Genomic DNA, 12,649 nt, shown 5'->3' with positions numbered 1-12,649 from the left:
TTCGAGTAGAAATTGACGAAAAGTAATTGAAAAAGGTAATTGAAAAAAGACTGTCAGAAATCAAAAAACTATTAGCGCATATTTTATGATTAATGGTTATTCTTAAACTATTGATGTTATCTCAAATTAAAGTTGAAATAGCTTTTTATACCTGTAAGATTCATATTCATTTAGGGGCTTACTATGTGTATGAATCGATAAATCAGCTTTTATATCGATAAAAGATTTCAATATATTATGCGGAATGTCCACAATTGCAATCATATCCCCAACATTAAATGTATAAATATCTACAGAGCAATATATGTCATTACTATCGGTTAGCTCACGTATGAACCTCTTATTTACTGGAGTAAATAGCGTTCTATCCAATTCCTTTAATAGATTTATCATGTGTAATTCAGGTGATGTATTATTTTCCTCAAGCATTATACCCGTAATACGATATATCCAAGACGAGCAATAAGGATTGCCAGGCATTCTTGTTCTAGGATTACCATCGAATTTTGGATTATAAGTTTGACTGTGAATAGGTATTACATCTAACTTTTTAGTTAAATATTGTGGATCAAAATGCCTTTTCATACCTTCTATATCTATATCGCTATATATCATAAATGCTATTATCATCGTTTGGTTCAAATTAGTCATTCTCCCTCATTAATAGGAAATATAGGTATACCCAGTGTACACTTTGCTCCTTATTTAATTGAACTATAATTTGACTATAGCGTAATATCTAAAAATCCACAATTAGAATCATATATTTTGTTTATAGCAAAGTACATATGAAACCCAGCTTTATTTTGATAGAAGGTATTAGTATTACATGGTCTGCAGTAGAAAGGAAAGGACGATAAAAGCTATGGGATGGTCAGAGGTTAGAAAAATGTACCTGAATCAATTTGCATAACTTATTGTTAGCAATCAAGAAGTTATCAATAATATGGCTATAGTAAAACACTTATCCGATGAATTAGCAACAAAATAATTATATTTAAGTCAAAGGAAGACGGGTTGGTTTATCAAACATTCAATGAAGTAATTAGAGTGATAGAAAAGATGGTAGTCGGTATCGTACTACTTGAAGTACAAGATTTCAAAATACAGTGGAAAAATACTCGACAATGGGATGGTTTATGTATAGAAATCTAAATTATTTTGGTGTAGTTATGGGAGAATATACTTTTAAAAGATTTTTCTTTAATTAATCTCTAGCGATTTCTTTCACAATCCATAAACTATCCCCATGTTTTATGATAAGTTATTTATCTTTATGGAAGAGGATAATAAATTCTAAAAAATAAAAGGGCTTTTTTATTAAATAGAGAATATCTATATATATAGGAGATCAAGAAGGGTGGGAAATTGGCATGAAGAAGAAAATAGTTGTTCCTATTTTTACAGGTATTTTAATCGCTTTGTTATTCATTTTCGCACCGTCACAGACACAGGTATCTGCACAAGACTCGGAAGAATCTATTCAATCTACTCAAACTAAAACAATAACAAAGACGGAAGTTTATGGTCTTAATAAACCTGTAAAATCATCAATTCCTTATAATGTTGCTGGTTGGAGTGGGACGCTCTACTTGGTTAACACACAATCCACGGGTGACCATATTCTTGCAACGTATAGAGGAACGGTCCATTGTTCTGGAATTTGTGGAATGGTATCCGAGCTGGATGCAGATGAACAAAATTAATGCAGGTTGAAAAGTTGGGAAAAAGTTGGGAATGCTTCATTTATTTAATTGAAGCATTCCCATTTAATCACGATTAATAAAAACTCATAATCGTCCTACACTTCCACCAGAAAAGAGGTGTGTAAGATAAAAAGGTTAATAGTTTTTATAGGTAGTCTATTCATTTTAACTAGTTGTACAGATGCCAAAATAGTCGTCCCCATTCAAGAGTATAATGAATTACAGCCTGAAGTGGAAATAGGGGAAGGAAAAGATGAAAAGGATAAAAAAGATGACGATAGAAATATCCCAGAAAAACCTAATCAAGAAATTGCGGTATATAGTAGAACTGATGTTGTTGGAGCATATGAAACGGCTCTTTGTTGGAATGAAAGTGTAGAAGAGGACTGTATACTAAAACCGGAACATCCTAGAGAAAGGTCATCTACTGAACTTCCATTATCAGCAAATAGGGGAGAAAAACTAGAAATCCGTATTTTTCCTGGAGGTCAAGAATTGCCGGATTTTGCTGGACCATATAAAGTGGAAGTTACTGAATTTGGACTCGGTGATAATGACGGAAAAATCATTAACAGTAAATTAGTGGAGCACGATATAACATTTTCAGCGCCTGATAAAAAAGGTGCACACTATTACCTGATTCATATTATCTGGAATGAGGAGCAGACAAAGAGAGTCTATTATGCTTTTCGAACAGTCGTGAGGTAAAGGGAGGTTGCATTTGATTGTAGACCTTGCCTCTCCATCCCTTGGGATTCATTGTCACAAATCCCACCAAAGACATTTGTTGCAACTACATCGTGTAGGTCTCAATGAATTGGAATATAAAGGTAGTTGAACACTCACTTGATTGGAATTTCCCTAAATTCTAGAAATAGGGATCCTACTACTTGTATTTTAAAAAAATACGTTTTAAATACAGCCTAATCGGTTTGCTGGGCCTTTTCCTCAGTTTTAAGTTTAGGAGGTGTTTTCATGAAAAACTTATTATTATTTGAATGTAAAAAAACAATGAAAAGTCTATATTTCATCATGATGCTTCTAGCACTCATCGTGTTTGTTAGTTTTTACTTTATTTATAGCTATGTGCATACGGAACGTGTCGATGATTATATTTATAAAAACGAAACGATTAAATCAAATTTCCAATCAACAGTTGATGAGTTAAGTAGTACGGAGGGAAATGCTGCAAATGAAAAGGAAATTGAATTCTTTATCGATGAAATAGCGGAACTTGATATGCTTTCTGAAGCAGCAAGGAATCATGATTGGAAGACGATTCTTCAACATGAGATAGATATTGGCGAAGAACAAGTTAGATTATCCCCTTCTCAAGCAGAGGAAAATGTTTATACATGGCCAACCCATTTTACAAATGAAGTTGTTTATGAGAAAAATAAATGGTTAATGAAACATCATATTCAACCTATTTTCCCTATACATAATAATTCAGAAATAACAGCTTATGATAGAGTGTTCAATACAGCTGCAGAAGAAGAAATTGCCTATGATTTTTATAATAAGCACGATTCATCTTCCGTATACTTTTTATATTCTCTTGTTGGAATCGGTCTAAACATTGGCGGGGCGATATTCTTTTTATTCTTATTTGGAAATACAATTACAAGGGAAGGGCTTGACCGTAATGGCCCCGTTTACTTTTTGGGAACACTACCATTAAAACGTTGGAAAATTATCTGGAGTAAGATGCTCACTCTAGTTATGTTAACTTTTTTTGTCTTATTAGCAACGAGTCTATGGGGGATACTCCTAAGTGTTATGTTCGATCGTTTTGGTGACTGGAATTATCCAGTACTTATTTATGGACCTGATTTTTCTTTTCGATTTATGGAAATGGGAACCTTTATTCTTTTATGTTTACTACTCTTTTTTATTGTTTTGATATTCTGTTATAGCTGGCTGTTTTTATATTCCGTTCTAATAAAGCGAACGTTTATGGCTATTGTGCTTACCATATTAACATTGGTTTTGGGTATACAATTGAGTGGTTCTGAAATAGTACTGAATCAATCTTTAGCCCCAATAAATCCTTTTCATTACTTTCATATTATCGACATGATTACAATGGAATACGCTTTAACCGCTGAAAATTTCAACTTTACGATTTGGAATGGTATTTTCAGCTTGGTCATCGCTAGCTTTATTATCGTCTGCATTTCCTATTTCATTTTTAGCAGGAAGGCTACATAACGATTACGAGGGGAGGATCTAGATGTGATTGTTCAAGTTGATAATTTAACAAAGAAATATAAAAAAGAATGGGTTTTACAAGGAGTACAATTTGAGATTAGTCATCCACAAATTGTTGCATTAGTTGGACCAAATGGTTCGGGAAAAACAACATTATTCAATTGCATGACGAACCTATTGTCTATTAATAGTGGGACAATTAAATTACTAGAAAAAGATCATACTGATACATCACTGTTTTATGATATTTCCTATTTACAGGATAATCGCATACTATATGAAAATTTAACTGCCTATGATCATTTGAAATTTATTTGTGGTGTCATGAAGCTACCGGATTCTAGAATAATAGAAGTAGCAGAACGAGTTGGAATGGAAAGTTATTTAAAAAAACGCGTTCAGAAACTTTCACTTGGTATGAAGCAACATTTACTTTTAGCAATGGCGATTATAAACAGTCCGAAGTTACTCTTGATGGATGAACCATTAAATGGCTTAGATCCGTCAAGTGCAATTAATATGCGTAAAATTTTACTGGAACTACACAAAGAAGGAACGACTATTATTATTTCTTCCCATAATTTAGATGAAATTGATCGCTTAACCAACACGATTTATTTTATGAAGGATGGGGTCATTTTAGAAGAATCGCTGAAGAACTACCATATGAAACAATATGTATTAAACGTAAATAATCTAGTGCAAGCAAAAGTAACTTTAGAGCGCCTACCCTTTACTTTTACAGTGAACAAGGATGACCAAATTGTATTTACTGATCATGAGATATCCTTTCAAGAAGTGATGACCCATTTAAACCAACATGACATTCTAGTTGAAGATATTGAAATCATACGAATCGGTGCAGAAAAGAGATACCTTGAATTGTTTGAAGGGACCGTATCGGAATGAAAATATTTCTATTTGAATTAAAAAAGATTGCATGGACTAAAAAGTTTTTAGTTGTACTAATAGCTCTCGTCTGTTCTGTCGCATTTTTATTCATTCGAAATATTTTATTTGCGGATTACGCACAGGAACAAAAAAATGCAGAAATAGCCTTATTCATTGAAACAAGTAAATCAAAAGATAATACATATACCAATGAAATAGAGCGGCTTGGTAGCGATGAGGAATTGGAAGAGAAAAAAGAATTAAACCTTCACGTGTTGCGTTTAGTAGAGGAATTACGAGGAGCAGTGGCAACAGATAATTGGAAAACGACATTAACAGTTGAAAATAGACTATTCATAGCGATTCGTAAATATAAAGCTACAGGCGAGGATTATCCAATTTCCGAAGATGATATTTCATACCGGCTTGCCATGAATCATACCTTATTGGATTTAGGGATTCGCCCTGAACCAGAAAACTACAGTACTGCTTTTCCTAACTATTTCAAGCAAGTAGTAGATTTATTTTTAAATTATGGTGGTTTCTTGATCGTCTTACTTGTTATAGGAGAAATCATAACAAGAGAATTTGAGAATAAATCAATTAATCTATTATTTACATTACCATTAAGCCGAGCAAAAATAATTTGGAGTAAGTATTTAAGTGCGTTGATTATTTCAATTTTCACTTTCAGCTTTATCATAGCTGTCGGATTAATGATTGGAAAGCTATTCGGGCAAGAAGGGACATTTGCTTACCCTGTACTGGTTGAGAAGGAGGGACATTTCTACTACTTGTCAACGATACACTATATATATTTTGTCGTCCTTTTATTTACTATCATGCTTCTGTTTGTCATTGCACTATATATATTTTATAGTTTCATATTCAAACATATACTCGCCGCATTATCAGCCATGATTGCTACCCTTTTAGGAGGATATCAATTGGGGAAATGGATGAATTGGGAAGCATTATCTTGGGTTAATCCATTTCAATACACAATCTCCAAAGAAGCAATCCTATACCAAAATAACCATCTTTTCTACCAAGGTATTCCAATTACTTTATTGGCGACATTGCTATTAATCGTTGCTTCGATAATTAGAATAAAGCGTAATTTAAATTAGTGGGGATGCAAAAAGCTCCACTAATTTATTCGTTGCGTCTTTTGTGTTGGGAAGGCAGTAAACAATGTATGAAAATTAATGTTACCGCCAACTTAAATCGATAAATTAATCTATATCCATGAAATGAGGTAACGACTGTAATGAGAATAAACACAATGACTGTATGGACAATTGCATTTTCGAAATTGCAAAATTCGCTATCGCATCATAACCCATCACCTTAACCTCTTAAATAAACCTTAAAAATAACAGCAAACCCCAAAGTGGGATTTGCTGTTATAGATTATATTATTTTCTCCTCGGTACTAAATCCGCTACATAGTCAAAGTAAAAGTTTCGTTTCCCTCTACTAATTAAGATGAACATAACATGGATAAATAATACAATCCACATGATAACTAGGAATGCAAATATAGCCACGGTGGTCCATACATGATAAGGATAAAGATTTGAATCCATGTCTAACTGAATACTGTTGAATAAATTCAGTGACCATGATACTGTCCAAGGTAAATATAGTGCAAAGAACCTTTTCAGTAGGGATTGCCACGAAGGCGGTTCTCCACCAGATTTAATCAGTTTGAAACGCATTATATTTGTTCCAATTGTTTTGCCATTCCAAATAAGAGGAACTAAAAAGTAAAGAATAATAAAGCCAAATGTTGTATAAGTAAATGCTAAGAATCCGTTCGTTGGAAAGAGTCTAACTATTAGAATCCAACTAACTTTAATCAATAGATAATCTATAGTTATAGCCACCAATTGCGATAATGGTGGTACAAAATGACTTTCCCGCATTTTCTCACTTTTCGCCAGCAGGCTCTTTCGAGATGGAAATAAAGCAAGTATGACTGGAGCAACAAGGAATCCGAATAAAGCACCAGTACTATTTAATATCAAATCATCAACATCTAATATCCGATAAGCACAATTATAGATTCCGTAAATACCTGTTATTTGTGTTATCTCATAAAAAAGAGATAACACAAATCCCAAACCAAATGCCATCTTCCAATATCTTTTCTTTTGGAAAAAATACCTTAGATAAACACCAAAAGGTAATAATAATAGAAAATTGAAAGCTGCTTGCAAAAATGCACTTTGTTTAAATAGTTGAATATAGGTAGATGGTTGTGACCAAACGACTGAACTACTTTTAATAATATCCCAGATAAAATAAAATGGGACAAGTGAATAATGCACCGTATCAGGTGATTGCAAGGCACAAGTATCCCGGGTATCTGGAAGTGGCAAAAGAACTAAAAATAAAGCCGTTAACATATAAAAAGTAAAAGAATAGGCGACGATTGAAGCCCAAAGACTTACATGACCATATTTTCTGTAACTATAAATTAGCCAAGGGATAATAAGAAAAAAGCCTATTAGACTAAATATAATAAAGGCAGTTTTTATTGGAAATAAATATACAGACATATTGGCACCTCTATAATAGAAATATAAATAGAAGAACAGTCCTTCAGCAAAATACATATTACACCATTGTTTACTTTCTTACTATACCCCTTCATATAGATATCATTAAATTTAGTGTGAATCTAATAATTAATCTTTAGCCTCAATAATAGTCGAGTATTCGAAAGGTTCGTGAATCATTTTCACTGCGTATTGCACACTTTGAATAAAGCCTTTTATACTTAATAGGAGTAGATGGATGAAATAGCTAGTCATTTCATATTTTTAAGAAGAAGTGAAAAGATGGCTCAGACACCGATTTCAATTGGTCGTAATGTAGCAAATTGTCACCCACCTAACAGTATGAGTAAGGTAATGAGATTAATTCGGGACTTAAAAACAAAAAGACGTGTCTCAGAGAATATGTGGTTCAGAAAAGGTGATCATTATATTCATATTACGTATAAAGCTGTATTTGATGATGAAGGGGAGTATGTAGGGATTTTAGAGTACGTGCAAGATATCCAGCCCTTTTTGGACTTACCAAGGGAAGTAAAAAGGGAACTTCGTAAACTTGACGAATAGTTTATTCGTGCGGACTAACCAGCTGTTGGACCGCGCGGATTGAACTTTTACTTTATGAATCAATTTGAAACAGTAGGGAAATATAACATAACATCTTTACACGAGGAGATGACTTCATGAAAATTTTACTAATCTTTGGTAGTGTTATATTTCCTGTTCTGATGTTCCTTTTGCAAAGATATCAGATGAATTTCAAATTCATATTTAATTTAATTGCAATAATAGCTGCACTTATATTTGGTAATATTGCTTCGACTTCGATTTACCAAGTAATCAAAGAAAATGCAGTGTTCATGACGAATATCCACGGGCTATTTTTAAATCCACTTTTCTTAATTACCGGTGCTTATTTGGGTGTTTATATTGTTTATAAATTGCTTATTTTGACGTTAGAAGACTTGGATACACGATAAAACACTATTTTTCATAGCAACTTAACATAACCAAGTCGGACAATTGTCATTTCTTAATTTTACCTCTGAACACTTATTACCACATAATAGTGGAGCTTGCAATCCGTTTGATACCACGAATGGAGGCTAGTTCCTCTACTAGTTGCTGCATAGCAACATTCTTTTGTTTTGCCTCAATCATGACATCGAAGTCCTGATTGAGTTCCCTTGCCAATTCAAAAAAGGGCAGCACAAATTTCAATGAAACAAAATCAGCATGTGACCGGAAAGCTTGATCTGACTTTGGTGAAGAAAGATGTATTTTTGGTGTTTTATTCGTGGTATGCCATGTATGAAATATTTTTGGCAAATACACGGATAAATTATTTTCCGTTTGATTTGCCATATGGTGATGATAATCTAATATCATAGGAATGTTTTCTTTTTCGCAAGTAGCGAGGGTTTCCGCTACATTATATGTCTTATCATCATTTTCAAGGGTCATTTGTCCTTTAATATCAGTCGGTAATGTTTGGAGATTATGGTGAAATCTTTTTAAAGTATTTTTCTTGTCACCATAGGCACCACCAATATGAATATTAATAATTGCTGATTGATGAACATCCATTGCTTTGAGCATCTTATAGTGAAATTCCATGTCTTTTACTGCATTTTTAGTCACATCGTCTTTAGGACTTGTAAAGAGTGTGAATTGGTTTGGGTGAAAACTGGGTCTCATTTCATATTGTTTAATAAGCTGTCCAAGTTCTTTCCACTCACTTTGAAAAGGGGAAATGAAATCCCAGTTCACTTCTGGATGTGTAGCCAACGGGACTAATGAGCTGGAAAAACGATAAAGTTTAATTTCGTGTGCAATATTATAGTGCAAGATTCTTTTTGTATGATATAAATTTTGTGCAGTAACGGATTTAAGCTTCTCTAATCTTTCTTGTTTTGGAAGTTCCGAATAACGTGTAAATGTAAGTGCCTTTGATGGGCTTGCATCCCATAAACTTAATGCATTTGCCACATAACCAAAACGAACTTTCATTGTTTTCTCCTTTTCCAACATGACATAAAAAATATAATTGTACCTTTATGATTTGTGATAGAGCATAGTATTATTCAGCGTAAAGATGAATCTGAATTTTAACGAATGAAAACGATGTCTAGTCTGATAAATCAAAGAAGGTTATCGTATAAGGGGAGTGAAGTAAATATTACGTTTTACAAAAATTTACTGTTGACGTGTTATCCGTCTCCTGCTATCATTTTTCTATTGTCTAAATAGAATAGCTACTACTTGTATAAGTCCAAGAATATGGCTTGGACGTCTCTACCAGCTACCTTAAATAGCTTGTCTACAAGGAATGGATGATTATCTTTTTTTATTTCCATACTTGTATAAGTTACTTTGGCATGCTAAAAGCTGGCCAAGTTTTTTTTGTTTAAGTTCTTTTAGGAGGGATACATGAAAGTGGTGGATAGGAGATAATCATCAATGAAAAACTACTTTAAATTTAACGAAAGAAATACTACATTTAAAAAGGAAACTTTTGCAGGTATTACAACGTTTCTTTCTATATCTTATATTTTAATCGTAAATCCCCTTATCCTAAGCCAAGCAGGGATGGATAAAGGAGCCGTATTTACTGCAACCGCGTTTACTGCAATTATTGGTACATTATTCATCGGTTTACTTGCAAATTATCCAGTTGCAATTGCACCTAGCATGGGGTTAAATTCATTTTTTACTTTTTCGGTTTGTATCGGAATGGGAATAGATTGGGAAGTTGCTTTAACAGGGGTTTTTATAGCAGGAATCATTTTTGTTATACTGAGTTTAATGAAGATAAGAGAAAAGATTATTAATGTTATCCCCCAAGACTTAAAATATGCCATTGCATCTGGTATTGGATTTTTCATCGCATTTATTGGTTTGAAAAATGCAGGGATTATTGTGCCAGACGATGCTACTTTTGTTACGATTGGAAACTTAACCTCGCCAATGACAGCTCTTGCTTTAATTGGTCTTGTAATGACGATACTTATGTTAGTACGTGGTATAAATGGTGGAATCTTTTATGCAATGGTTATGACAACAGCACTTGGCATGATAATTGGATTAATTGATACGCCATCTGCAGTTGTAGGAAAAATACCTAGTCTTTCACCGACTTTCGGTGTTGTACTTTCACATTTGCATGAAATATTCTCGCCACAATTATTGGCAGTTATTTTTACGTTTTTATTTGTAGCTTTTTTTGATACAGCGGGTGCATTAATTGGTCTAACAAGCCAAGCTGGTATTATGAAAAATAATGAAATACCGAACTTAGGAAAAGCACTACTTGCTGATTCATCTGCGGGTGTAATTGGCGCGCTGTTAGGAACAACGACTCCCGCAACAAGTGTTGAATCTTCGGCTGGTATTGCAGTTGGAGGGCGAACAGGCTTTACATCCGTCATAATTGCAGCTTGTTTTGCAATTGCACTTTTCTTTTCACCAATTCTTTCTGTTATCACTACCGAAGTGACCGCACCAGCATTGATTGTTGTGGGTTCCTTCATGGCAATGGAGATGAGTAAAATTGACTGGAGTAAATCGGAAGTCTCGATTCCAGCTTTTATGACTATCATTATGATGCCTTTGTCTTCCAGTGTGGCAACCGGTATCGCTTTCGGATTTATTCTTTATCCATTAGCTTTAGTAGCACAAAAACGTTTTAAAGAAATACATCCAATTATGTATGTGATAGGCTTATTATTTATATTATATTTGGTTTTGTAATAATAGCGTTATGTGAAATACAATGCGGAGTGGATTCAACCATTTTGTTCAACTAACAATGAGTAGGGGAATTCGAAAACCTCTACTCATTGTAAATTCATTAAATCCAGTTCTAACACCCTCAAATTAATATTATCTATCAACTAACCCTACCATGATTAGGTCATCACGGATTTTATGTTTCATGTTATGTATGTTTAGTCAACTCTACTTCTTATACATATATTATTATTGAATCTACTAATAGGGGGTGATATGAATGGGTTTTGGAAGAAATAATAGAAATGCTGACGAATTTATCCTTGGATCAAATGCTAGTAATAGAAATAACAATTCTCGCGGGAACAACAATGATGTTGAGACGATTGTATTTCCTACTGAAACAGTTATAAGACCTACTACAACGAGGCGTACAGTAAGAAAAATTCATCCAACGCATATCGTGAATGTTAATCGTAATATTACAAGGGTTGAAAACTTCTTTCCGGTAACACAATCGGAAAAAAATAAAAATATTGTCGAGGAATATAATTGCGGTAGTGATGTAAATAATCCACGTTGTAGACCCGTAAATAATAAAAGATGTTAATAATTACGAGTTGCGTATGGCTGAACGAAAGCAGTACGGTCTAAGAGTTGCGCTTGCTCGAAACGATAATAAAACAGTTTTATCAACAGTTTTGCCCATTTGGAAATTATTTCAAATGGGCTTTTACATACTAAAATATAGGCTGGTGGAAGCCCCTAAGTGAATGTATTTTTCTAATGGAAGGATGGCAAATAGAACTGAGGTACAAAGAAAGGATATCTAGTCAAAAATCAATATTAACATGGCTAATGAAGAAAATGTTATACTTAAGCTAACGAAATGGCTAAAAGGTAGGTGATAAAATCATGCGATCGAAAGTATTAAAACGGATCCCTCTTGAAAAGTTAATGGATTTAAAAATTGATTACGCATTTAAACAGTTGTTTGGAAGTGAAAAGAATAAGGAAATCACCGTAGTTTTCTTAAATGCAATTTTACAAAAAACGGGTCGTGACCGGATTAAAGATATTGTGTTTTCAAATACGGAAGCGGGTGGAGAGTATCAGGAAGATAAGCAATCCAGGCTAGATTTATTGGTTGTGACCAATTCAGATGAATGGATAAATATCGAAATTCAATTCTCAAATCCATACAATATGATTAAGCGTTCTATTTATTATTGGGCAGGCGTGTACCGTTCACCGATGAAACCAAAGATGGGTTATCGGGAATTACATCCTGTCATCTCTATTAACATCCTAAACTTTAGTATTTTTGAACAAACGAATGCTTTTCACACGACTTACCATTTATATGAAGATGAAAAAAAGTTTATGTTGACCGATGTGATGGAATTCCATTTTGTTGAAATGCCAAAACTACTTGGTGATTGGAAAGAGGATAAGTTGAATCCGTGGGATGATATCCTTGCAAGATGGCTCTTACTGCTCGGTATAGTTGATCGACGTGGTGGGAAAGTGTATGATGACATCTTCAAAGAA

Annotated in this window: 13 protein-coding genes and 1 riboswitch; of the genes, 10 read left to right on the top strand and 3 right to left on the bottom strand. The window is 33.7% G+C overall.

Annotated elements, in window-relative coordinates:
• Window positions 1-126: 126 nt before the first annotated feature.
• Complete coding sequence (locus ACFFIS_RS17055) at window positions 127-642, bottom strand: DUF4279 domain-containing protein (protein WP_320379699.1); 516 nt, start codon at window positions 640-642, stop codon at window positions 127-129.
• Between the two features lie 731 nt (window positions 643-1,373).
• Between ACFFIS_RS17055 and ACFFIS_RS17050 the strand changes: the two genes are divergently transcribed.
• From ACFFIS_RS17050 to ACFFIS_RS17030, 5 genes are all read left to right on the top strand, one after another.
• A complete protein-coding gene (locus ACFFIS_RS17050) occupies window positions 1,374-1,706 on the top strand; it encodes a hypothetical protein (protein WP_390188489.1) in 333 nt (110 codons plus the stop codon).
• 117 nt (window positions 1,707-1,823) lie between these two features.
• Window positions 1,824-2,414: a hypothetical protein gene (locus ACFFIS_RS17045; RefSeq protein WP_320379697.1), complete on the top strand. Its 591-nt coding sequence runs from the start codon at window positions 1,824-1,826 to the stop codon at window positions 2,412-2,414.
• 267 nt (window positions 2,415-2,681) lie between these two features.
• Window positions 2,682-3,917 (top strand): hypothetical protein, encoded by a 1,236-nt coding sequence (locus tag ACFFIS_RS17040; protein ID WP_390188487.1) that lies wholly within the window; start codon window positions 2,682-2,684, stop codon window positions 3,915-3,917.
• A 24-nt stretch (window positions 3,918-3,941) separates the two neighbouring features.
• Window positions 3,942-4,826 (top strand): ABC transporter ATP-binding protein, encoded by an 885-nt coding sequence (locus ACFFIS_RS17035; RefSeq protein ID WP_320379694.1) that lies wholly within the window; start codon window positions 3,942-3,944, stop codon window positions 4,824-4,826.
• Window positions 4,823-5,938: an ABC transporter permease gene (locus ACFFIS_RS17030; RefSeq protein ID WP_390188485.1), complete on the top strand. Its 1,116-nt coding sequence runs from the start codon at window positions 4,823-4,825 to the stop codon at window positions 5,936-5,938. Before ACFFIS_RS17035 ends, ACFFIS_RS17030 begins: the two co-directional genes overlap by 4 nt.
• Before the next feature lie 288 nt (window positions 5,939-6,226).
• On the opposite strand, the gene ACFFIS_RS17025 is transcribed toward ACFFIS_RS17030, so the two are convergent.
• The gene (locus ACFFIS_RS17025) at window positions 6,227-7,372 is read right to left on the bottom strand and encodes a VanZ family protein (protein WP_390188484.1); all 1,146 of its coding nucleotides are present in this window, start codon (window positions 7,370-7,372) and stop codon (window positions 6,227-6,229) included.
• Between the two features lie 234 nt (window positions 7,373-7,606).
• Here ACFFIS_RS17025 and ACFFIS_RS17020 point away from each other — a divergent pair, with 234 nt between their 5' ends.
• Complete coding sequence (locus tag ACFFIS_RS17020) at window positions 7,607-7,936, top strand: PAS domain-containing protein (protein ID WP_390188483.1); 330 nt, start codon at window positions 7,607-7,609, stop codon at window positions 7,934-7,936.
• 116 nt (window positions 7,937-8,052) lie between these two features.
• A complete protein-coding gene (locus ACFFIS_RS17015; protein ID WP_320379689.1) occupies window positions 8,053-8,349 on the top strand; it encodes a transposase in 297 nt (98 codons plus the stop codon).
• Between the two features lie 76 nt (window positions 8,350-8,425).
• Here ACFFIS_RS17015 and uvsE read toward each other — a convergent pair whose 3' ends face one another.
• Window positions 8,426-9,379, bottom strand: a complete 954-nt coding sequence (gene uvsE / locus ACFFIS_RS17010; RefSeq protein WP_320379688.1) for a UV DNA damage repair endonuclease UvsE — start codon at window positions 9,377-9,379, stop codon at window positions 8,426-8,428.
• Between the two features lie 232 nt (window positions 9,380-9,611).
• A riboswitch (purine riboswitch) is annotated at window positions 9,612-9,712 on the top strand.
• Window positions 9,713-9,829: 117 nt separating this feature from the next.
• Here uvsE and ACFFIS_RS17005 point away from each other — a divergent pair.
• The 3 genes from ACFFIS_RS17005 to ACFFIS_RS16995 form a co-directional block, all read left to right on the top strand.
• Window positions 9,830-11,119: an NCS2 family permease gene (locus ACFFIS_RS17005; RefSeq protein WP_390188482.1), complete on the top strand. Its 1,290-nt coding sequence runs from the start codon at window positions 9,830-9,832 to the stop codon at window positions 11,117-11,119.
• A 259-nt stretch (window positions 11,120-11,378) separates the two neighbouring features.
• Window positions 11,379-11,708, top strand: a complete 330-nt coding sequence (locus tag ACFFIS_RS17000; protein WP_320379687.1) for a CotD family spore coat protein — start codon at window positions 11,379-11,381, stop codon at window positions 11,706-11,708.
• Between the two features lie 305 nt (window positions 11,709-12,013).
• Window positions 12,014-12,649: Rpn family recombination-promoting nuclease/putative transposase (locus ACFFIS_RS16995; protein ID WP_390188480.1), on the top strand; the 636-nt coding region annotated here is incomplete at its 3' end.

The sequence above is a fragment of the Paracerasibacillus soli genome, from assembly GCF_042432965.1.
Classification (GTDB): Bacteria; Bacillota; Bacilli; order Bacillales; family Amphibacillaceae; genus Paracerasibacillus; species Paracerasibacillus soli.
Note: the sequence above shows the minus strand (reverse complement) of the source record. Positions and strands in the feature narration are given on the sequence as shown.